The sequence below is a fragment of the Roseivivax halodurans JCM 10272 genome (genome assembly GCF_000521785.1).
GTDB classification, from domain to species: Bacteria; Pseudomonadota; Alphaproteobacteria; order Rhodobacterales; family Rhodobacteraceae; genus Roseivivax; species Roseivivax halodurans.
Window position 1 is genome coordinate 13,152 of the sequence record NZ_JALZ01000022.1, and the last position, 20,138, is coordinate 33,289.

The 20,138-nt window shown below is 69.2% G+C and carries 19 protein-coding genes; 10 read left to right on the plus strand and 9 right to left on the minus strand.

Annotated features, from left to right (window positions below; translation table 11 throughout):
- Nucleotides 1-229: 229 nt before the first annotated feature.
- Genes pgeF through lgt form a run of 3 tightly spaced genes read right to left on the minus strand, consistent with a single transcriptional unit; the run spans nt 230 to nt 2,951 of the window.
- Nucleotides 230-985, minus strand: coding sequence for a peptidoglycan editing factor PgeF (pgeF, locus tag OCH239_RS15850; RefSeq protein WP_037264738.1), 756 nt, complete (start codon nt 983-985; stop codon nt 230-232).
- The gene (locus tag OCH239_RS15855) at nt 982-2,049 is read right to left on the minus strand and encodes a class I SAM-dependent methyltransferase (protein WP_037264739.1); all 1,068 of its coding nucleotides are present in this window, start codon (nt 2,047-2,049) and stop codon (nt 982-984) included. Before OCH239_RS15855 ends, pgeF begins: the two co-directional genes overlap by 4 nt.
- Entirely contained in the window at nt 2,046-2,951 is a 906-nt protein-coding gene (gene lgt / locus OCH239_RS15860) for a prolipoprotein diacylglyceryl transferase (protein ID WP_037264740.1), read from the minus strand. Before lgt ends, OCH239_RS15855 begins: the two co-directional genes overlap by 4 nt.
- Before the next feature lie 111 nt (nt 2,952-3,062).
- Here lgt and OCH239_RS15865 point away from each other — a divergent pair, with 111 nt between their 5' ends.
- On the plus strand, nt 3,063-3,308 hold the full coding sequence (locus OCH239_RS15865; RefSeq protein ID WP_037264741.1) for an accessory factor UbiK family protein: 246 nt from the start codon (nt 3,063-3,065) through the stop codon (nt 3,306-3,308).
- A 127-nt stretch (nt 3,309-3,435) separates the two neighbouring features.
- Here OCH239_RS15865 and OCH239_RS15870 read toward each other — a convergent pair whose 3' ends face one another.
- Nucleotides 3,436-3,876 (minus strand): Lrp/AsnC family transcriptional regulator, encoded by a 441-nt coding sequence (locus OCH239_RS15870; RefSeq protein WP_037264742.1) that lies wholly within the window; start codon nt 3,874-3,876, stop codon nt 3,436-3,438.
- Between the two features lie 128 nt (nt 3,877-4,004).
- On the opposite strand from OCH239_RS15870, the gene OCH239_RS15875 reads away from it, so the two are divergent.
- Nucleotides 4,005-7,415: an indolepyruvate ferredoxin oxidoreductase family protein gene (locus OCH239_RS15875; protein WP_037264745.1), complete on the plus strand. Its 3,411-nt coding sequence runs from the start codon at nt 4,005-4,007 to the stop codon at nt 7,413-7,415.
- A 4-nt stretch (nt 7,416-7,419) separates the two neighbouring features.
- Here the strand turns inward: OCH239_RS15875 and OCH239_RS15880 are convergent, their stop codons facing one another.
- The 5 genes from OCH239_RS15880 to OCH239_RS15900 form a co-directional block, all read right to left on the minus strand.
- Nucleotides 7,420-8,226: a DUF6635 family protein gene (locus OCH239_RS15880; RefSeq protein ID WP_037264748.1), complete on the minus strand. Its 807-nt coding sequence runs from the start codon at nt 8,224-8,226 to the stop codon at nt 7,420-7,422.
- A gap of 193 nt (nt 8,227-8,419) precedes the next feature.
- Complete coding sequence (locus tag OCH239_RS15885) at nt 8,420-10,039, minus strand: AMP-binding protein (RefSeq protein ID WP_037264796.1); 1,620 nt, start codon at nt 10,037-10,039, stop codon at nt 8,420-8,422.
- A 117-nt stretch (nt 10,040-10,156) separates the two neighbouring features.
- Nucleotides 10,157-11,317, minus strand: a complete 1,161-nt coding sequence (locus OCH239_RS15890) for an acyl-CoA dehydrogenase family protein (protein WP_037264751.1) — start codon at nt 11,315-11,317, stop codon at nt 10,157-10,159.
- Complete coding sequence (locus OCH239_RS15895; RefSeq protein ID WP_037264753.1) at nt 11,317-12,114, minus strand: enoyl-CoA hydratase family protein; 798 nt, start codon at nt 12,112-12,114, stop codon at nt 11,317-11,319. The genes OCH239_RS15890 and OCH239_RS15895 overlap by 1 nt, the downstream gene beginning before the upstream one ends.
- Nucleotides 12,111-12,581, minus strand: coding sequence for a MarR family winged helix-turn-helix transcriptional regulator (locus OCH239_RS15900; RefSeq protein WP_425280290.1), 471 nt, complete (start codon nt 12,579-12,581; stop codon nt 12,111-12,113). The genes OCH239_RS15895 and OCH239_RS15900 overlap by 4 nt, the downstream gene beginning before the upstream one ends.
- Before the next feature lie 159 nt (nt 12,582-12,740).
- On the opposite strand from OCH239_RS15900, the gene OCH239_RS15905 reads away from it, so the two are divergent.
- The 8 genes from OCH239_RS15905 (at nt 12,741) to OCH239_RS15940 (ending at nt 20,044) form a co-directional block, all read left to right on the plus strand.
- Entirely contained in the window at nt 12,741-13,571 is an 831-nt protein-coding gene (locus tag OCH239_RS15905; RefSeq protein WP_037264803.1) for an alpha/beta fold hydrolase, read from the plus strand.
- A 112-nt stretch (nt 13,572-13,683) separates the two neighbouring features.
- A complete protein-coding gene (locus tag OCH239_RS15910) occupies nt 13,684-14,880 on the plus strand; it encodes an ABC transporter substrate-binding protein (RefSeq protein ID WP_037264755.1) in 1,197 nt (398 codons plus the stop codon).
- 24 nt (nt 14,881-14,904) lie between these two features.
- On the plus strand, nt 14,905-15,822 hold the full coding sequence (locus OCH239_RS15915; protein ID WP_037264761.1) for a branched-chain amino acid ABC transporter permease: 918 nt from the start codon (nt 14,905-14,907) through the stop codon (nt 15,820-15,822).
- Nucleotides 15,819-16,799 carry a branched-chain amino acid ABC transporter permease gene (locus OCH239_RS15920; protein ID WP_037264768.1) on the plus strand — a complete coding sequence of 327 codons (981 nt, stop codon included), beginning with the start codon at nt 15,819-15,821 and terminating at the stop codon, nt 16,797-16,799. The genes OCH239_RS15915 and OCH239_RS15920 overlap by 4 nt, the downstream gene beginning before the upstream one ends.
- Nucleotides 16,796-17,548, plus strand: coding sequence for an ABC transporter ATP-binding protein (locus tag OCH239_RS15925; RefSeq protein WP_037264769.1), 753 nt, complete (start codon nt 16,796-16,798; stop codon nt 17,546-17,548). The genes OCH239_RS15920 and OCH239_RS15925 overlap by 4 nt, the downstream gene beginning before the upstream one ends.
- Nucleotides 17,549-17,639: 91 nt before the next feature.
- Nucleotides 17,640-18,326, plus strand: coding sequence for an ABC transporter ATP-binding protein (locus OCH239_RS15930; RefSeq protein WP_037264771.1), 687 nt, complete (start codon nt 17,640-17,642; stop codon nt 18,324-18,326).
- Nucleotides 18,327-18,345: 19 nt separating this feature from the next.
- On the plus strand, nt 18,346-18,801 hold the full coding sequence (locus OCH239_RS15935; protein WP_037264773.1) for a cupin domain-containing protein: 456 nt from the start codon (nt 18,346-18,348) through the stop codon (nt 18,799-18,801).
- A gap of 4 nt (nt 18,802-18,805) precedes the next feature.
- On the plus strand, nt 18,806-20,044 hold the full coding sequence (locus OCH239_RS15940; RefSeq protein WP_037264776.1) for a flavin-dependent oxidoreductase: 1,239 nt from the start codon (nt 18,806-18,808) through the stop codon (nt 20,042-20,044).
- Nucleotides 20,045-20,138 lie beyond the last annotated feature (94 nt).

Consider the following 20,138-nt stretch of genomic DNA (forward strand, 5'->3'; position numbering starts at 1 on the left):
ATGTTCCCAAGGGCTTTGGGTCACATCCGTGCTGGCCCCCACCAACAACGACAGACGGACAGGGATTGCTGCTGAGACAGGATCATGGCCTCATCCGGTGCCTGCTGTCAAAAAGGGGCCGCGACTGGGATCGGCACGCGGATCAATGGATGGCGCCGGGAGCCATTGTTATCCGAAGCGGCGGCGATCCTGCCGCAATCGAGGGCGAATCGCGACCGGTCGGGGGCGCTCAGACCCGGATCGCCGAGATCATCCGGCCGTAATCGGCTTCCTGCGCATGGGTGGCGCGGCGGTAGGAGAAGAACCGCTCGGGATCGTGGTAGGTGCAGTGACGCGTCCACTCGGCCTCGATCCCGGCCCGGCGGAGACGGTCGACGCCGAAGCCGGGAAGATCGAATTGCAGGCGATCCTCGGCGCCGCCCGCGAAGAAGCGCGCGTAGTCGGGATCCTCCTCGAGGAAGGCGTCGAGGAATTCGGGGCCGACCTCGTAGGCGCGCTGGCTGATGGTCGGGCCGATGACGGCGCGGATCGCCTCGCGCCGGGCGCCGAGGCGGATCATGGCTTCCACGGTCTCCTCGAGAATGCCGCTCAGCGCCCCGCGCCAGCCGGCATGGGCGGCGCCCACCACACCCGCGGCGGCGTCGGCGAAGAGCACCGGCTGGCAATCGGCGGTGAGCACGCCGACTGCGATGCCCGGCGTTGCGGTGACCATGCCATCGGCGCGCGGACGCGAGCCGTTAAGGGGCGTCGTGACGTGCACGACCTCGGCGGAATGGACCTGGTGCACGGTGACGAGGTTGTCCGTCGCGACGCCCATGGCCTCGGCCACGCGGGCGCGGTTGATGCGGACCATTTCGCTCTGATCGGTGGAGCCGGTGCCGCAATTGAGGCCGGCGAAGATCCCCGACGAGGCACCGCCGCGGCGGGTGAAGAACCCGTGGCGCAGCGGGTGGAGCGACTTGGCGGTGATTGCTTCGAGCGTCATGCGTCCAGTCCGGGTGGCGGGGCCGCGCCCTCGGGGGTGAGTCCGAGGACTTTGAACACCGTTCCCATTTGTCCGGGGTGGGTCAACCGGTGATGCGCGGCGATATGCGCCTCGAGCGCCTCGCCCTCGAGCTTGCGGGCGAGCGCCTGGGCGCGGGCGGTGATTCCGAGCCTCTCGAGGAAGACGCCCTGCGGGGTGAGGCGCGTCGTCCTGGCCGGGGAGGCGGCACTCGCGAGCGCCTCGAAATCCACATGGGCGGTCAGGTCGGCGGTGCCCGGGGCGTCGAGCGGCGGCACGCTCTCGTGACGCCGGACCGCCTGCAGGGTGTCGCCGAGGCTGCGCCAGTCGCCGTAATCGACGACGAGGCCGGCGCCGCCATGAGCCGCGATGCGCGCGCCAAGCGCGGTCACGATGGCGCTCGCGGGGCCGCAGGTCTCGACGATGTCGCCGCCCCTCGTGTCCTCTATCCGGTGGGCGAGTTCCTCGCGCGGCAGGGCGTCGGTCAGCCCGAAGGTGAGTGCGCCGTCCTCGCCGCGTCCAATCATGCGCTCGCGCCAGCCGTCGCCGTCGCGCTGAAACTGGCGGATCGGAAGCGCGTCGAAGAACTCGTTGGCGACGACGAGGAGCGGCGCTTCGGGAAGGCTCGAGACCGTGTCGTGCCAGGTGGGGGAATGGTCCGCGAGCGTCTCGGCCTGCCGGGCGCGGAGCGCGGGCGAGGCCTCGACGAGATGCACGGAGATGGCGTCGTGGAAGCCGGGAACGCGGGCGGTGGCGCGCAGGATGTCGGCCATGAGCGTTCCGCGGCCGGGGCCGAGCTCGGCCAGCACCGCTTTCGTCGGCGATCCCTGGTCCATCCAGGCCTGCGCGAGGGAGAGGCCGACCAGCTCGCCGAACATCTGGCTGATCTCGGGTGCGGTGGTGAAGTCGCCCGCAGCGCCGAGCGGGTCGCGCGTCGCGTAATAGCCGTGCTCGGGATGCCAGAGGCAGGTCGCCATCCAGTCGGCGACGCTCATCGGGCCTTCGGCCCGGATCCGGGCCGTCAGCGTGTCGGTCAGCGGACTCATGCGGGCTGCGTCGCGCCTGCCCGCCTGCGCGCCCGGAGGATGAGGACAACGCCGAGCGCGATCATCGGCAGCGACAGGATCTGGCCCATGGTGAGGCCGTAGCCGCCGATGTGCCAGGCGAGGCCGAGCGGGTTGTCCGGGGTCTGGAACTGGGCGTCGGGCTGGCGGACGAATTCGACGGTGAAGCGCGCGAGGCCGTAGCCCGCGGCGAAGACGCCGGTGACGAGGCCGGGGGACTTCAGCGCGCCGCGGGCGAAGGCGAGCCAGAGGAGGATCGCGCCAAGCACCAGCCCCTCGAGCGCCGCCTCGTAGAGCTGCGAGGGGTGGCGGGCGCAGAGCTCGCCCAATGCCTGCCCGCAATCCTGCGCCGCGGCGCCGGGGAAGATGACGCCCCAGGGCAGGTCGGTCGGTCGGCCCCAGAGCTCGGCATTGACGAAATTGGCGAGGCGGCCGAGCAGGAGGCCGGGCGGCGTCGCCAGTGCCATCATGTCGGCGGTTGGCAGGACCGGCGCGCCGCGCCTGCGGCACCAGAGGAGGAAGGCGATCGTCACGCCGATGAGCCCGCCGTGGAAGGCCATGCCGCCTTGCCAGATCATCGGGATCTGGCTCGGGTTCGCCAGGTAGTAGTCCGGCTGGTAAAAGAACACGAATCCGAGCCGTCCGCCGAGGATCACCCCGAGCACGACCCAGGTCATCAGGTCCTCGACCGCCCCCGGCTTCATCGGCGGCGCGTTTCCGGGCCAGAGCGCGGCGCGCTTCACCGCCTGAACCGCGAGGGCCCAGCCGATCAGGATGCCGACGATGTAGGCGAGCGCGTACCAGCGCAGCGCGATTTCCATGCCGCCGACCTCGAACGAGACGAGGTTCGGGGAGAGGTTCGGGAAGGGGATCGCGGCGAGCATCGATGACTCCTTTGCTGACGCCCCCGGGGGAAGTCAACCTTGTGAGCGGCGGGTGCGAAGGCCATATACGTCGGGATGGCCACACACGCGAGAGACAAGGGATTTCCCGACATGCAGAGCCGCAACAAGGTGTTCGACGACCTCAGCCAGCTGATGACCAACGCGATGGGCGTCGCGCAGGGCGCCCGCGCCGAGGCCGAGACGGCCGTGAAGGGCATGATGGACCGCTGGCTGGCGGACCGCGACCTCGTCACCCGCGACGAGTTCGACGCTGTGCGCGCCATGGCGCAGAAGGCGCGCGAGGAGAACGAGGCGCTGAAGGCGCGGATCGACGCGCTGGAGCAGGGCCGGGGCTGAGGCCCAGGGATCCGGCGGAGCGCGCTGACGCGCGCGCTCGATTGCCGGGGGCTGGCGCCCCCGGACCCCCTCGGGGGCTCTGCCCCCGACACCCCCGGAATATTTGTGCCAAGAAGAAGACGCGGTCTCAGCGCTTTAGGTCGCGCAGGATGACGTTCGTCTGCGCGCTGCGCACGGCCGGGAGCGTGAAGAGAAAGTCCTCGAGAAAGCGGTTGTAGGCGGCGATGTCGGTGGTGCGCACCCGCAGGTGGTAATCCGCAGCGCCGGTCGTCGCGTAGCATTCGCGCACCTCGTCGCGGGCCGTGACGCTCGCGAGGAACGCCTTCAGCGCCTGGCGGTCGTGGCGGGTGAGTTGCACGTGCACGACGGCGTGGAAGGCGAGGCCCATGCGGTCGGGATTGAGGACGGCGCCGTAGCGCTCGATCACGCCCGCTTCCTCCAGCGCCTTGATGCGCCGCCAGCAGGCGGAGGTGGACATGCCGAGCTCGGCGGCGAGATCGGCGTGGCTGCGCCGCGAATCGCGTTCGAGCAGGTAGAGGAGGCGTCTGTCCCGTTCGTCGATCTGCATGTGAACCCTCGTTTCGCGCCTTCCCGATTGCCGGAACGAGGTTCCGGGCATCGGCAATCTCGGGCAACGAATGGAAATACGCAACCGGTGCTGGCGGTCTACATTGTGCTCCTGAGGAGGAGAGTGTCATGTCCGAGCCGCGTCCCGATTTCACCCACTACGATCTTTCCGATCGCTATGCCCGCAGCGAGGGCCGGGTCTTCCTGACGGGCACGCAGGCGCTCGTGCGGATCATGTTCGATCAGGCGCGGCGGGATCGTGCGGCGGGGCTGAAGACGGCGGGCTTCGTGTCGGGCTATCGCGGCTCACCGCTCGGGGCGCTCGACCTGGAGTTCTGGCGCGAGCGGACGCGCTGCGAGGAGACCGGCATCACCTTCATGCCTGCGGTGAACGAGGATCTCGGCGCGACGGCGGTGCTGGGGGCGCAGCAGGCGGTGCTCGATCCCGGCTGCGAGGTGCAGGGCGTCTTTTCCATGTGGTACGGCAAGGGTCCCGGGGTGGACCGGTCGGGCGACGCGCTGCGGCACGGCAACGCCTACGGATCGTCGAAGCATGGCGGCGTGCTGGTGGTCGCAGGGGACGATCACGGCTGTGTCTCGTCTTCGATGCCGCACCAATCCGACGTCGCCTTCATGACGTGGTTCATGCCGACGCTGAACCCCGCCTCGGTGGAGGAATATCTGACCTTCGGCGAGTACGGGATCGCGCTGTCGCGGTTCTCGGGCACCTGGGTCGGGTTCAAGGCGGTGTCGGAGACGGTCGAATCGGGGCGGTCTGTGGAGTTGCCGCAGGACCGGCGTTTCGAGCTGCCGGAGATCGACCTGCCGCCCGGCGGGCTGCATGTGCGGCCCTCGGACCTGCCGTCGCCCGAGATCGAGACGCGGATCGGCCACAAGCTGCGGGCGGTCGAGGCCTTCGTCGAGGCCAATCCGATCGACCGGCGGATCTACGGTATCGAGGATGCGGCTTACGGCTTCGTGACCACGGGCAAGGGGCATCTCGACCTGATGGAGGCGCTGCGGCTCCTCGGCCTCGACGAGGCGGCGTGCCGGAGGCTCGGGATCGACATCTACAAGGTGGGCATGGTCTGGCCTCTGGCGCGGCGGGATGCGCTGGCCTTCGTGAAGGGCAAGGCGGAAGTGCTCGTCGTTGAGGAGAAGCGCGGCATCATCGAGAGCCAGTTCAAGGAGTACTTCTATGACTGGCCGGGCACGAAGCCCGCGAAGATGGTGGGCAAGCATGACGCGGCGGCGACACGCGACCTCATCCCCTGGACCGGCGAGCTGTCGCCGCTCGGGCTCGTGCCGATCGTGGCGGAGCGGCTGGAGAAGTTCTTTCCCGGCGAAGGCCTGCGCGAGAAGGCGGCGGCGCTGACCGCCGAGGAGCCGCCGGTGCTGAACGTTTCTGGCGCGACGCGGACGCCCTATTTCTGCTCCGGCTGCCCGCACAACACCTCGACAAAGGTGCCCGAGGGCAGCCGGGCGCTGTCTGGCATCGGCTGTCACGTGATGGCGAGCTGGATGGGCCGGAACACCGGCGGTTACGCGCAGATGGGCGGCGAGGGGGTGCCGCATGCGGTGTCGTCGAAGTTCTCGGGAATGGGTCACATCTTCCAGAACATCGGGGAGGGGACGTGGTACCATTCGGGCTCGCTTGCGGTGCGGCAATCGGTGGCCTCGGGCGCGAACATCACCTTCAAGATCCTCTTCAACGACGCGGTCGCGATGACCGGCGGGCAGCCGGTGGACGGGCCGGTATCGCCGTCCGGGATCGCGTGGTCTTCGCGGGCCGAGGGTGTGGAGCGGATCGCGCTCGTGTCGAACGACATCGGCAAGTTCTCGAAGGGGGATTTCCCGCCGGGCACGTCATTTCATCCGCGGGACGACATGGATCCGCTGCAGCGCGAGCTGCGGGGCGTGAAGGGCACGAGCGTTCTGATCTACGAGCAGACCTGCGCGACCGAGAAGCGGCGGCGCAGGAAGCGCGGCACGCTCGAGGAGCCGGACGCGATCCCGGTGATCAACGAGCTTGTCTGCGAGGGGTGCGGCGATTGCTCGGTCGAGAGCAATTGCCTGAGCGTCGAGCCGGTCGAGACCGAGTTCGGGGCGAAGCGGCGCATCAACCATTCGTCCTGCAACAAGGATTACTCGTGCCTGAAGGGGTTCTGCCCTTCGTTCGTGACGTTGACCGGCGCGACGCGGAAGAAAGAGGGCGCGGCGCTCGATCTGCCTGCGCTGATGGCGAACGTGCCTGCGCCGGACGTGCCGGGGCTGGAGGAGCCGTTCGATCTGCTGGTGACGGGTGTCGGCGGCACCGGCGTCGTGACCGTGGGCGCACTGATCACCATGGCGGCGCATCTCGAGGGGCTGGGGTCGAGCGTGCTCGACTTCACCGGCTTTGCGCAGAAGTTCGGGACTGTGCTGTCCTACATCCGCATCGGCGCGTCGCCGGAGACGCTCCATCAGGTGCGGATCGAGCGCGGGGCGGCGGACGCAGTGATCGGTTGCGACGTGGTGGTCTCCTCCGCGCCGAAGGCCTCGGCGCATTACCGGCAGGGCACGCGGGTCGCGCTCAACACCGCGGCGATGCCGACGGGGGATCTGGTTCTCAACCGTGACGCGGATCTGAAGATCGGGCAGCGCGAGAGCGAGATACGGTCGGCGGTGGGCGCCGCGAATGTGCGCGCGATGGACGCCAACCGCATGGCCGAGCGGTTCATGGGAGATCAGGTCTTCGCCAACGTGATGATGCTGGGCTTTGCCTGGCAGATGGGCCTCGTGCCGGTGTCGGATGCGGCATTGAAGCAGGCAATCCTGCTGAACGGCGTTGCGGTCGAGAAGAACAACCGGGCCTTCGATCTGGGGCGCGTCATGGCGGCGACGCCCGAGGCGGTGCCGTCGGAGCCCGAGCCGGCTCCCGAGACGCTGGAGGAGGTCATCGCGCGGCGGGTTGAGTTCCTGACCGAGTATCAGGATGCGGCCTATGGCGAGCGGTTCCGGGCGCGGATCGAACGTCTGCGCTCCGCTACCGGCGACGAGGGGCTGGCGCGCGAGGCGGCGAAGTCGCTCTTCCGGCTGATGGCGGTGAAGGACGAATACGAGGTGGCGCGACTGCATACGGAAAGCGGCTTCGAGGAGCGGCTGCGCGAGCAGTTCGACGGCGATTTCGAGGTCCATTACCACATGGCGCCCCCGATCCTGCCGCTCGGGCGCGATGCCCGCGGGCGGCCGAAGAAGGCGCGGTTCGGCGGCAGGGTGCTGCGCCCCGTGCTGGCGCGGATGGCGAAGATGCGGCGGGTGCGGAACACCGCCTTCGATCCGTTCAGGTTCTCGGCGGACCGGAAGCTCGACCGCGAGCTGCTGGCGTGGTTCGAGGCGGCGCTCGACAGGATCGAGGCGCGGTATTCGAGCGAGAGCGCCGCGGAGTTCGCCGCGATCGTGCGCGCGCCGCAGGAGATCCGGGGCTACGGCCCGGTGCGCGAGGCGGCTGCGGAAAAGGTCCGGCCCGCGGCGGACGAGAGGCTCGCGGCGCTCGGCTGAGCTCTCAGCCGCGGAAGGCGCGCAGGAGGGCGAAGGCGGCGTCGACGATGTCGCCCGTCCGCGCGGCGATGTGCTCGGGCGCGAGGCCGCTTTCGGCGCGGCGGTCGAGGCGGGCGAGCAGGCGGTGCAGGCGGCGACGGTGGATGCCGAGGGCGCGCTGCACCGGATCGGCGACGAGCCCCGCGAAGGTGGTGACGACCGAGGCGACCATCGAGAGCGCGATGCCGGTCAGCACGATCCGGTGCGCCGGAATGGTGGCCGGGAAGGTGCCGTACCATGCGCGGCCGAGCGTTTCCCCGGCCCAGAAGTTCCGCGCGGCGGAGTCCTGCGCGATCTGGCCGGCGACGTTCGGGGCCAGCGACACGACCCCCGGTGTCGCGGAATGGAAGATCAGGTAGCCGCAGAGAAGGACGATGAGCGACGTGGTGATCTCCGAGACCGCGCTGCGCACGCCGGTGTAGTCCGCGATCGCCCGGCGGCGGTGCTCGTCGGAGGCGGCGGTGCCCGCGCCGAGCTCGTCGAGGCGGGCGAAAAGGCCGGTCAGCCGGACCGAGACCTCGCGCGCGACGGCGGTCGTCAGGAAGATCTGGCGGCTCGCGAGCCAGCGGGAGGTGCGGCGCAGGCGGATGAGGCGGAGAAGAAGCGCGGTCAGCTGGGTGATCAGGAAGACCGGGGCCAAGGCCACGTTGATCGGGGCGCGGAGAAGATCGAGCCCGAGCGCGGCGCGGTGCAGGCGGAGCGTGCCGCGCAGGCCGAAGGTCTCGCGCACGAAGCGGCGGATCTCGGCGTCGCGGATGGCGAAGCTGGACATCGCGGGACCCCTGGCGGGTGGCGGCGGATGGGCGCCACAGGGATCGAGGTAGCCGCAGACGGGCCCGCGCGCAACGGTGCGGCCCGCGATCGGCGGTCCGCCGCGTCGGGTCCGCCTGTCCGGGAGGCGCCTCTGGCGGCGAGGGCTCTGCCCTCGCGCTCCCGGAGTATTTGTCCCAAGAAGAAGGGTGCCGTCAGGCAATGTCCTTCAGGCGGAAGCGCTGGATCTTGCCGGTCTCGGTCTTGGGGAGGGCGTCGAGATAGGTGATGGCGCGGGGGTACTTGTAGGGGGCGATCTCGGCCTTGACGTGGGCCTTCAGCGCTTCGGTGAGCGCGGCGTCTCCGGCCTGACCTTCCGCGAGCACGACGAAGGCGGCGACGATCATGCCGCGCTCGTCGTCGGGCTGGCCGATCACGGCGCATTCGGCGACGGCGTCGTGCGAGAGGAGCGCGGCCTCCACCTCGGGGCCGGCGATGTTGTAGCCCGAGGACAGGATCATGTCGTCGTTGCGGGCGGCGAAGTGCAGGTAGCCGTCCTCGTCCATCGAGAAGGCGTCGCCGGTGACGTTCCAGCCGTTCTGCACGTAGTCGCGCTGGCGCGGATCGGCGAGGTAGCGGCAGCCCGTCGGACCGCGGACCGCGAGGCGGCCGACGGTGCCGCGGGGGACCTCCGCGCCGTCCTTGCCGATCACCTTCGCCTCGTAGCCGGTGACGGGCTTGCCGGTGCAGGCGGGGCGGTGGTCGTCGAAGCGGTTGGAGATGAAGATGTGCAGCATCTCGGTCGCGCCGATGCCGTCGAGCATGGGCTTGCCGGTCTTCTCCATCCACTCGTCGTAGACCGGGGCGGGGAGGGTCTCTCCGGCGGAGACCGCGGCGCGCAGGGAGCCGAGATCCGCGCCCTCGTCCATCGCGCGGAGCATGACGCGGTAGGCGGTCGGGGCGGTGAAGGAGACCGTCGCGCGGTACTTCTCGATGATCTCGATCATGTTCGGCGGGCTCGCGGTCTCGAGCAGCGCGGCCGCGGCGCCGAAGCGCAGCGGGAAGACCGCGAGCCCGCCGAGCCCGAAGGTGAAGGCGAGGGGCGGCGAGCCGACGAAGACGTCCTCGGGGGTGACGTTCAGCACCTCGCGCGCGTAGCCGTCGGCGATGATCAGGATGTCGCGGTGGAAGTGCATCGTCGCCTTGGGCGATCCGGTGGTGCCGGAGGTGAAGCCGAGGAGCGCGACGTCGTCGCGGCCCGTCGGCACGGCGTCGAACCGCACCGGTTTCTCGAGCGCGAGGCGGTCGAGCTCGGCGTCGTGGTTGGAGGTGCCGTCGAAGCCGACCACGGTCTTGAGGAAACGGCTCGACTTGGCGCAGGTGACGAGCTCGTCCATGAGCCGCGTGTCGCAGAGGGCGAACTCGACCTCGGCCTTGTCGACGATCTTTGTCAGCTCGCCCGCGCGCAGGAGGGGCATGGTGTTGACGACGACCGCGCCCGCCTTTGTGGCGGCGAGCCAGGCGGCGACCATGGCGGGGTTGTTGGCGGAGCGGATCAGGACGCGGTTGCCGGGTTTCACGCCGAGGTCCTCCACCAGCGTATGGGCGAGGCGGTTCGTCCAGTCCGAGAGCTCCTTGTAGGTGCGGCGGCGGCCGTTTCCGATGAGGGCCGTGCGGTCGCCATGGCCTCTCGCCACCATCGCGTCCGTCAGTTCGACCGCGGCGTTCAGGCGCTCGGGATAGTCGAAGCCGTCCAGCAGGAAGTCCGGCCACTGGTCCGGCGGGGGCAGGTTGTCGCGGGTGAAGGTGTCGGTGTGGGCACTGGGGCCCAGCAGCTGGTCGAGGGTCGGTTGCGTCGTCGTCATCGGGCCACTCCTGTTGCCGGCCCGCGGGCGGACCGGGTGACGGGCGGGTTGTCCCGCCTCTGTCTGATGCGCGGGTCCCGCGGGCCCTCAGCCCGGGCGGGCCGCGGAAAGGGTCTGGCGCGCGATGATGACCTTCTGCACGTCCGAGGCGCCCTCGTAGATGCGCAGGGCCCGGATCTCGCGGTAGAGCCGTTCGACCGTCTCGCCCGACCGCACGCCGTCGCCGCCGTGCAGCTGGACGGCGGCGTCGATCACCTTCTGCGCCTCGTCGGTGGCGTAGAGCTTGGCCATCGCGGCCTCGCGGCTGACGCGGGGCGCGCCCTGATCCTTGGCCCAGGCGGCGCGGTAGACGAGCAGGGCGGCGGCATCGACGCGCAGCGCCATCTCGGCGATATGGGCCTGCACCATCTGCAGCTCGCTGAGGGGCTCACCTTGGACCTCGCGGGTCTGCACGCGGGCGAGCGACTCGTCGAGCGCGCGGCGGGCAAAGCCGAGCGCCGCGGCGGCCACCGTTGTCCGGAAGACGTCGAGCACCGACATGGCGATCTTGAAGCCCTGGCCGGGATCGCCGATCAGCGCTGATTTCGGGAGCCGCGCGCCGTCGAAGCGGAGGGTGGCGAGCGGGTGCGGGGCGATCGTGTCGAGCCGTTCGGCTATGCTGAGGCCGGGCGTGTCCGCGGGCACGACGAAGGCCGAAAGACCCTTGGCGCCCGGGCCCTCGCCGGTGCGGGCGAAGAGCGTGTAGACATCGGCGATGCCGCCGTTCGAGATCCATGTCTTCTCGCCGTTGAGCACGAAGGTATCGCCGTCGTCGCGGGCGGTCATGGCGGAATTGGCGACGTCGGAGCCCGATTGCGGCTCGGTCAGGGCAAAGGCGGAGATGGCGCGGCCCGAGCGGGTCAGCGACAGCCATTCGGCCTGCTGGGCGGGCGTGCCGAAGAGCGAGAGTGCACCGGTGCCGAGGCCCTGCATGGCGAAGGCGAAATCGGCGAGCCCGTCATGGCGCGCGAGCGTCTCGCGACTGAGGCAGAGGGTCCGGACGTCGAGGGGCTGCGGGTCTTCGGGGTCGACCGCGGTCGGCTCGAGCCAGCCGTCCGCGCCGAGGCGGGCGACGAGGGAGCGGCAGGTCGCGTCGGTGTCGTGATGATCGAGCGGGCCGAGCCCCGCGGCCCAATCGTCCAGCGCTTCGGCATGGGCGCGGTGGCGCGGCTCTAGAAACGGCCAGTCGAGATAGGAGCGGTCGGCCATCAATCGCCCTCGAAGACGGGTTTTCCCTTGGCGGCGAAGGCCTCGAAGGCGCGGGTGAAGTCCTGCGTCTGCATGCAGATCGCCTGGGCCTGCGCCTCGGCCTCGATCGCCTGGTCGAGCGACATCGACCATTCCTGGTTGAGCATGGTCTTGGTCATCATGTGGCCGAAATTCGGGCCGTCGGCGATCCGGCGCGCCATGTCCTGCGCCGCGGTCTCGAGATCGTCGCGCGGGACAACCTGGTTCCAGAAGCCCCAGGCCGCGCCCTCCTCGGCGCTCATGGAGCGGCCGGTGTAGAGCAGTTCCGCCGCGCGGCCCTGTCCGATGATGCGGGGCAGCATGGCGCAGGCGCCCATGTCGCAGCCGGCGAGGCCGACGCGGGTGAAGAGGAACGCGGTCTTGGTCTCGGGCGTCGCAAGGCGCAGGTCGGAGGCCATGGCGATGATCGCCCCGGCGCCGACGCAGACGCCGTCGGCCGCGGCGATCACCGGTTTCTGGCAGTGGATCATCGCCTTGACGAGATCGCCGGTCATCCGGGTGAAGGCCAAGAGGTCCTTCATCGACATCTTCGTCAGCGGCCCGATGATGTCGTGCACGTCGCCGCCTGAGCAGAAGTTGCCGCCGTTCGAGCCGAAGACCACCGCCTTCACGTCGTCGCGGTAGGGCAGGGCGCGGAACCAGTCGCGGAGCTCGGCATAGCTGTCGAAGGTCAGCGGGTTTTTCCGCTCCGGCCGGTCGAGGCGGAGCGTCGCGATGCCGCCGTCGGTCTCGCAGCGGAAATGAACGGGTGAGGTCATGTCTCGTCCCTGTGGCTGACCGCATCGAAGCGGTCGGAGAGAAGGTCGGCCTCGGCCGCGTCGAAATCCGCGAGAAGTTCGGCGATCCATGCCTCATGCGCGGCGGCCTGGCGGGCGAATTCCTCCTCGCCCTTTCGGGTGAGGCGCACCATGGAGGCGCGGCGGTCGCCGGGCACCTGGACCCGCACCACGTGGCCGTCCTCGGCGAGGCGGTCGACGATGCCGGTGACGTTGCCGTTCGAGACGCGGAGCACGCCCGAGAGGGCGCTCATCTTGAGGCCGGTATCGAAACGGGCGAGCGCGGCCATCACGTCGAAGCGGGGCAGGGTCGTGTCGAATTCCGACCTCAGCCGGTCGCGCAGGACAGCCTCGACCCGGCGGGTGCTCTTGAGCATCCGCAGCCAGAGCCGCAGGCGTGCCTTGGACTCCTCGGCCTCGGTGATCTTGTCCGTCCCTTGCTGCGCCACGGGCCTCCGGCCTCCTGTCGGTTGCGCTCTTTGATCGAAGGCTAGGCAGCGTCCAAATTTATTTCAAGCAAAAAAGGTTTGAGCTTGAAATAACGAAAACGCCGGGTCAGGATCGTGGTCATGCCGGCGCAAGACCGGGTCCAACAGGGAGAGCCGCGCGTGATCCTGCATCAGATACGCGACTGGGACGACGCCTACGAGAACGGGGGAAACATCCCCGGCGGGGACGCCTATCCGGCGGCCTGGGTGCGTCCGGCCGAAGCGTATCGGGCGCAGGGCAACGTGCGGCTCGACATCCCCTACGGAACCGGCGACCGGAACCTCTACGATCTCTTCTTGCCCAGTGAGCGGCCGCGCGGCCTCATGGTCTTCGTGCATGGCGGCTACTGGGTGGCGCTCGACAAGTCCTACTGGTCGCACCTGGCCGCCGGTGCGGTGGGTAGCGGCTGGGCCTGCGCGATGCCGTCCTACGATCTCTGCCCGGATGTGACCATCGCCGAGATCACGGCGCAGATCGGCACGGCCATCACCCATGCGGCGGGAGAGGTGGACGGGCCCATCGTGCTCTCGGGACATTCGGCGGGCGGGCATCTCGTCACCGCGATGATGTGCGAGGACAGCCCGCTGCCCGAGGAGGTTCGGGCACGGCTCGTGCATGTGGTCTCCATCTCGGGTCTGCACGATCTGCGGCCGATGCTGCGCACCGCGCGCAACGATCTGCTGCGGCTCGACATGGGATCGGCCGAGGCGAACTCGCCGGCGCTCAAGTGCCCGCTGCCGGGCATACGGCTCACGACATGGGTCGGAGGGGGCGAGCGGCAGGAATTCCTGCGCCAGTCCGCGCTGCTGACGAACATCTGGCGCGGGCTCGGCGCCGCGACGCGCGAGGTAGTGGAGCCCGACCGGCACCACTTCAACGTGATCGACGGGCTGGGAGACGTCCGGTCGGTGCTGATGCGGACCGCGCTGGAGGTCGCCGAAGGGGACTGAACCGGAAAAGGGCTTGCAGAGGCAAACCTTTGCCGCCCTCAATGACAGGCAACGGCAAGGGCGCCCGGAAGACGGCGCGGCCGGATCACCGAACCAACAAGGGGAAACCAAGATGACCTTCAAGACCTCGCTTCTGGCCCCGACCGCTCTGTCGCTGGGCCTCGCCACCGGCGCCTCGGCGCAGGACGCGCCGCCCTCCGCCGAGGACGACGTTCTCAAGATCGGCCTCGTCTACACGCTCTCGGGGCCCGCCGCGGCGCTGGGCGAGCAGGCCAAGAATGGCTTCATGCTCGCCGCCGAGCGCATCGGGAATCTGGGCGGCATGGAGACCGAGATCGTCGTGATCGACGACGAGCAGCGTCCCGACAAAGCCGCCGACGACGCGCGCGAGCTCGTGCAGCGCGAGGAGGTCGATTTCGTCGTCGGGCCGATCTTCTCGAACATCCTCGTCGCGATCCACCAGCCGGTGACCGAGACGGGCACGATCCTGATCTCGACCAACGCGGGTACGTCGAACTTCGCGGGGCCGGAGTGCAGCCCGAACTTCTTCGTGACCTCCTACCAGAACGACCAGAACCACGAGGTCATGGGCGCCTATGCCGAACAACAGGGGTACCAGAACGTCTTCCTGATGGCGCCGAACTACCAGGCGGGCAAGGACAGTCTCGCGGGGTTCAAGCATTCCTACACGGGCGGCGTCGCGGGGGAGGTCTTCACCGAACTCGGCCAGCTCGACTTCTCGTCCGAGCTCGCGCAGATTGCCGCATTCCAGCCCGATGCGCTCTTCACCTTCATGCCGGGCGGCATGGGTGTGAACCTCGTCAAGCAGTACGATCAGGCCGGGCTCTCCTCGATCCCGTTCCTGTCGGCCTTCACGGTGGACGAGACCACGCTGCCGGCGACGCAGGACGCCGCGGTCGGGCTTCTCGGCGGCGCGAACTGGGCGCCGGACCTCGACAACGCCGCGAACGAGGAGTTCGTGACGGCCTATATCGAGAAGTACGGCGCGGTGCCCGGCACCTACGCGATGCAGGCCTATGACGCGGCGCAGCTGATCGATAGCGCGGTCTCGAAGGTCGGCGGCGATCTCACCGACCGCGACGCCCTGCGCGCCGCGATCAAGGAAGCCGACTTCGACAGCCCGCGCGGAGACTTCTCCTTCGGGGTCAACAACTATCCCGTCCAGGACTTCTACCTCGTCGAGGCGGTCAAGCGCGAGGACGGCATGTACGGCACCTCGATCCGCGAGAAGATCTTCGACGACTACGTCGATACCTATGCCGAGCAGTGCGAGATGGGCTCCTCGTAAGACAAACCGTCGGAGGCCGCGTCCATGGCGAATCTCTTCGTGCTCCAGCTCCTCAACGGGCTCCAGCTCGGCGTTCTGCTGTTCCTGATCGCGGCGGGGCTGACGCTCGTCTTCGGGATCATGGACGTGGTCAACCTCGCCCATGGCGTCCTCTACATGGTGGGCGCCTATTTCCTGGCGACCTTTGCGGCCCTCACCGGAAGCTTCTGGTGGGGGCTGCTGCTGATGTTTCCGGCGGCCATCGTCGTGGGGCTCGTGCTCGAGGTGGTGGTGATCCGAAGGCTCTACGCGCGCTCCCATCTCGACCAGGTGCTCGCGACCTTCGGCCTCGTGATGATCGCCAACGAGACGGTCAAGATCGTCTGGGGCGTCTCGCCGCTCTCGGTTCCTACCCCTGAGATCCTGTCGGGCTCGGTCCCGCTGATGGGGCCGCTGCAATACCCCGTCTACCGCATCGCGATCATCGTAACGGGGCTCGCCGTCGCGGGCGGGCTCTACCTCGTCATCAACCACACGCGTATCGGCATGCTGCTGCGGGCGGGCGCCACGAACCGCACGATGGTCTCGGCGCTCGGCATCGACATCGGCAAGCTCTTCGCCATCGTCTTCACCCTCGGTGCGGTGCTGGCCTGTTTCGCTGGCGCGCTGGTCGCCCCGATCCTGTCGGTCGACACCGGGATGGGCGAGAGCGTGCTGATACTGACCTTCGTCGTCGTGGTGATCGGCGGCATCGGCTCGATCAAGGGCGCGTTCCTCGGAGCGATCCTCGTCGCCGTGGTGGACACGATCGGCGGCGTCTTCGGGCCGATCCTCCTGCGCTCTGTGCTCGATCCCGCGGCGGCGGGCCAGACCGGCCGGATGCTGGCGCCGATGCTGGTCTACATCCTGATGGCCGCGATCCTCTTCGCGCGGCCCGCGGGTCTCTTCGGAGGGCGCGCATGACCGCCGCAACCGCTGTGCCGACCCGCGCACCCGCGCTCGCCCCGCGCCTCAAGGCGGCGCTGGTGCTCTTCGTGCTCTTCGCGCTGGTGCCGCCCGTCGTCATGGCGGCGGACGATCCGTTCCTCATCCTCATCGCGACCCGCATACTCGCCTACGCCATCGCGGCGATGGCGCTCGATCTCATCCTCGGCTACGGCGCGATGGTGTCCTTCGGGCACGCCGCCTATCTCGGCTTCGGCACCTACGCGGTGGCGATCCTGTCGAGCTACGGCGTCACCGACATCTTCGTGCAGATGCTCGGGGCGGTGCTGGTCTCGGCGCTCTTCGCGCTCGTCACCGGGGCGATCTCGCTCCGGACGCGCGGCGTCTACTTCATCATGATCACGCTCGCCTTCGGGCAGATGGCGTTCTTCTTCTTCATCTCGCTCTCGGCCTATGGCGGCGACGACGGCTACGGGCTGTCGCAACGATCCACCGTTCTCGGCAGCGCTATCCTCGAGAACGACGTCACGCTTTATTACGCGACCCTCGCCGTGCTGATCGCGCTCTTCGCGCTCTGCCACCGGATCGTCGGCTCGCGCTTCGGCCGGGTGCTCACCGGCATCCGCGAGAACCCGGTGCGGATGGAGGCGATCGGCTTCTCGCCCTTCCGCTACCAGCTCACTGCCTTCGTGATCTCGGGCTGCATGACGTCGCTCGCGGGCGTGCTGCTGGCCAACCAGGCGGAGTTCGTGTCCCCCGCCTTCATGTCTTGGCATCGATCGGGCGAGCTGATCGTCATGGTGGTTCTCGGCGGCATCGGCACTCTCACGGGCGCCATCGGCGGCGCTGTCGCCGCGCTGCTCCTCGAGGAGGTGCTCGGCATGCTCACCGAGCACTGGCAGCTCTGGTTCGGGATCTTCCTCGTCCTGATGGTGCTGTTCTCGCCCCGCGGCATCACCGGGCTCGTGGAGCAGATGCGGGGGAGGCGGGAATGAGCCGGCTGGAGATCACCCAACTCAACAAGAGCTTCGGCGCGCTCAAGGTGACCGACGACGTCTCGCTGAATGTCGAACCGGGCGAGGTGCATGCCATCATCGGCCCGAACGGCGCGGGCAAGACCACGCTGATCGCGCAGCTCTCGGGTGAGCTGCGGCCCGACAGCGGGCGGATTGTTCTCGACGGACGGGACATCACGCAGACGAGCATGCCCGAGCGCGTGCATCTCGGCCTCGCGCGCAGCTTCCAGATCACGCAGGTTCTGCCGAGCTTCACCGTCCTCGACAACGTCGCCCTCGCGGTGCAGGCGCGGCAGGGGTCGAGCTATCGCTTCTTCGGCAACGTCGCGAGCGAAGAGGCGCTGAATGCCGCCGCGATGCGCGCGCTCCGCGATGCGGGGCTCGAGGACCGGGCGGGCGCGCGGGCGAGCGCGCTCAGCCACGGCGAGCATCGGCGGCTGGAGCTCGCCTGCGCGCTCGCGACCGAGCCGCAGCTCCTCCTTCTCGACGAGCCGCTCGCGGGCGTCGGCGGAGAGGATGCCGAAGCCTTCATTGCGCGGCTCCGGGCCCTGCGCGGGCGCCTCACGATGGTCCTGATCGAGCACGACATGGACGCGGTCTTCGCCCTCGCGACGCGGCTGTCGGTGCTGGTCTACGGCCGCATCATCGCCACCGGCACGCCCGAAGAGGTGCGCTCCGACCCGGCCGTCCGGGCCGCGTATCTCGGCGAGGAGGAGATGCCCGCATGACCGTGATGCGCCACGCCCCTTCTTCTTGGCAAAAATACTCCCGCCGGAGGCCCCGGTCCGCCGGCCCGCGCCACCTCGCGGGGGCGCTGCCATGCTGACGGTCGAAGCCCTCGAGGCCGCCTACGGCGAGAGCCGCATCCTCTTCGGGATCGATCTCGAGGTGCGGGACGGCGAGGTGGTGACGCTGCTCGGCCGGAACGGGATGGGCAAGACCACCACCGTGAAGTCGATCTTCGGGATGCTGAAACCACGCGGCGGGCGCGTGTCCGTGGGCGGGCGCGACCTGACCGGGGCCGAGCCGCACCAGGTCGCCCATGCGGGGCTCGGGCTCGTGCCCGAGGGGCGGCAGATCTTTCCGACGCTCAGCGTCGAGGAGAACCTGCGCGCCACCGCGCGGGCCGGCAAGTGGGACCTCTCGCGGATCTACGCGCTCTTTCCGCGGCTCGCGGAACGCCGCCGCAACATGGGCAACCAGCTTTCGGGCGGCGAGCAGCAGATGCTCGCGATCGGGCGCGCGCTGATGACCAACCCGCGTCTCGTGGTGCTCGACGAGGCCACCGAGGGCCTCGCGCCTCTCATCCGCGCGGATATCTGGGCGTGTCTTAGGCAGCTCAAGGACGAGGGCGAGGCGATCCTCGTGATCGACAAGAACGTGGACGCGCTCACCAAATTCGCGGATCGTCACGTGGTGATCGAGAAGGGCCGCGTGGTCTGGACCGGCACCACCAAGGACATCCTCGCCACCCCCGAGGTGAAGGACCGCTTTCTGCACGTGTGAACTCGAGGAAGGATTGCCCATGACCATGCTGCCCGGCGTCACGAAGTCGAATTCCGGCATCGACGACATCTCCTGGAACATCCTCGGCCAGATCTACGTGCCGAAACAGCACAGCGAGGCCTCGATGGCGTGGCACGCGACGCTGCCCAAGGGCACGTTCGTTCCGCCGCACATCCACCCCACGCAGGACGAGTTCATCTACGTGCTCGAGGGGCGGTTCGACCTCCTCCTCAACGGGGTCGAGACCTATGCCGAGCCCTCCGACCTGATCCGCCTGCCGAAGGGCATTCCGCACGGGATCTTCAACAAGTCCGATCAGGCGATAAAGTGCCTCTTCTGGGTGGCGCCGTCGCGGCGGCTCTTCGATCTCTTCTGGGCGCTGCACAATCTCGGGCCCGACGCCAATCCGGCCGACGTGGTGGCGGTGTCAGCCGAGCACGAGGTCGACTTCCTGCCGCCCCCCGAGGAGGGCTGAGCTCATGACGGTCCTGATCGCGGGCGCCGGGGTCGGCGGGCTGACGACGGCGCTGATGCTGCACGCGCGCGGCATACCTTGCGTGATCTACGAGGCGGCACGGGAGGTGCGCGAGGTCGGGGTCGGGATCAACGTGCTGCCGCACGCGATCCGCGAGCTTGCGGCGCTCGACCTTCTGCCGGCGCTTGATGCCGTGGGGGTGCGGACGCGGAAGCTGTCGTATCTCACCAAGCGCGGTCAGGAGGTCTGGTCCGAGCCGCGAGGCATGCATGCGGGCCACGAGGTGCCGCAATTCTCGATCCACCGCGGGCGGCTCCAGCGGGTGATCGCGGACGCGGTGCGCACGAGGCTCGGCGGCGCGGCGCTGAAGACCGGGCGCAGGCTCGCGGGGTTCGTGCAGGACGATGGCGGCGTCACGGCGCATTTCACCGACAGCGTCGAGGGCGGGGCTGGCGAGACGGTGCGCGCCCCGGTCCTGATTTGCGCGGACGGCATCCATTCGGTCGGGCGGCGCAGCTTCTACCCCGGAGAGGGCGCGCCCTCGTGGCAGGGCGTCGTGATGTGGCGCGGCGCGGCCGAGTGGCCGGTCTGGATGGACGGCGAGAGCATGGCGATCGCGGGCGGGCTCGGCGCCAAGCTCGTGCTCTACCCGATCGCGCCGGCGGACGGGCATCGGCAGCTGATGAACTGGGTCGTGAACGTGCGGCTGAAGGATCCTTCCGTCTCGACGCCGCCGCCCGACAGCTGGTCGCGGCAGGCGCCGCTCGCGAGCGTTTTGCCCCACGCGCTGCGGTTCTCGGTTCCGGGCATGGATGTGGGTGCGCTGGTGCGGGCGACGCCCGCCATCTACGAATACCCGATGGCGGATCGCGACCCGCTGCCGCGCTGGACCTTCGGGCGGGTCACGCTGCTCGGCGATGCGGCGCATCCGATGTACCCGGTGGGCTCGAACGGCGCGAGTCAGGCGATCCTCGATGCGCGCTGCCTCGCGGATGCGATGGCCCGGGCGGAGCATCCGCGCGCGGCGCTCTGGGCCTACGAGAAGGACCGGCTGCCGAAGACCGCAGACGTCGTGCGCCAGAACCGGGTCGGCGGACCGGAGCGCGTGATCGACGAGGTGGAAAAACGCGCGCCCGCGGGCTTTTTCGACGTGAACGCGGTGCTGGGCCTCGAGGAGCGGCGGGCCATCGTCGGCGGATACGCGGCGACGGCAGGCTTCTCGGCGGTGCGGCGGGTCTCCTGAGCGGACGGAGGCGCGGAACGGGTGGCGGGCCGGTGGAGCCTCCGGCGGGAGTATTTTTGCCAAGAAGAAGCCGGCGCGGGGGACGGCGACGCCT

What these genes read in the sequence shown, in the direction of transcription:
- pgeF (WP_037264738.1), bottom strand. Translation starts at nt 985, where the DNA reads ATGACGCTCGAAGCAATCACCGCCAAGTCGCTCCACCCGCTGCGCCAC.
- OCH239_RS15855 (WP_037264739.1), bottom strand. Translation starts at nt 2,049, where the DNA reads ATGAGTCCGCTGACCGACACGCTGACGGCCCGGATCCGGGCCGAAGGC.
- lgt (WP_037264740.1), bottom strand. Translation starts at nt 2,951, where the DNA reads ATGCTCGCCGCGATCCCCTTCCCGAACCTCTCCCCGAACCTCGTCTCG.
- OCH239_RS15865 (WP_037264741.1), top strand. Translation starts at nt 3,063, where the DNA reads ATGCAGAGCCGCAACAAGGTGTTCGACGACCTCAGCCAGCTGATGACC.
- OCH239_RS15870 (WP_037264742.1), bottom strand. Translation starts at nt 3,876, where the DNA reads ATGCAGATCGACGAACGGGACAGACGCCTCCTCTACCTGCTCGAACGC.
- OCH239_RS15875 (WP_037264745.1), top strand. Translation starts at nt 4,005, where the DNA reads ATGTCCGAGCCGCGTCCCGATTTCACCCACTACGATCTTTCCGATCGC.
- OCH239_RS15880 (WP_037264748.1), bottom strand. Translation starts at nt 8,226, where the DNA reads ATGTCCAGCTTCGCCATCCGCGACGCCGAGATCCGCCGCTTCGTGCGC.
- OCH239_RS15890 (WP_037264751.1), bottom strand. Translation starts at nt 11,317, where the DNA reads ATGGCCGACCGCTCCTATCTCGACTGGCCGTTTCTAGAGCCGCGCCAC.
- OCH239_RS15895 (WP_037264753.1), bottom strand. Translation starts at nt 12,114, where the DNA reads ATGACCTCACCCGTTCATTTCCGCTGCGAGACCGACGGCGGCATCGCG.
- OCH239_RS15910 (WP_037264755.1), top strand. Translation starts at nt 13,684, where the DNA reads ATGACCTTCAAGACCTCGCTTCTGGCCCCGACCGCTCTGTCGCTGGGC.
- OCH239_RS15915 (WP_037264761.1), top strand. Translation starts at nt 14,905, where the DNA reads ATGGCGAATCTCTTCGTGCTCCAGCTCCTCAACGGGCTCCAGCTCGGC.
- OCH239_RS15920 (WP_037264768.1), top strand. Translation starts at nt 15,819, where the DNA reads ATGACCGCCGCAACCGCTGTGCCGACCCGCGCACCCGCGCTCGCCCCG.
- OCH239_RS15925 (WP_037264769.1), top strand. Translation starts at nt 16,796, where the DNA reads ATGAGCCGGCTGGAGATCACCCAACTCAACAAGAGCTTCGGCGCGCTC.
- OCH239_RS15930 (WP_037264771.1), top strand. Translation starts at nt 17,640, where the DNA reads ATGCTGACGGTCGAAGCCCTCGAGGCCGCCTACGGCGAGAGCCGCATC.
- OCH239_RS15935 (WP_037264773.1), top strand. Translation starts at nt 18,346, where the DNA reads ATGACCATGCTGCCCGGCGTCACGAAGTCGAATTCCGGCATCGACGAC.
- OCH239_RS15940 (WP_037264776.1), top strand. Translation starts at nt 18,806, where the DNA reads ATGACGGTCCTGATCGCGGGCGCCGGGGTCGGCGGGCTGACGACGGCG.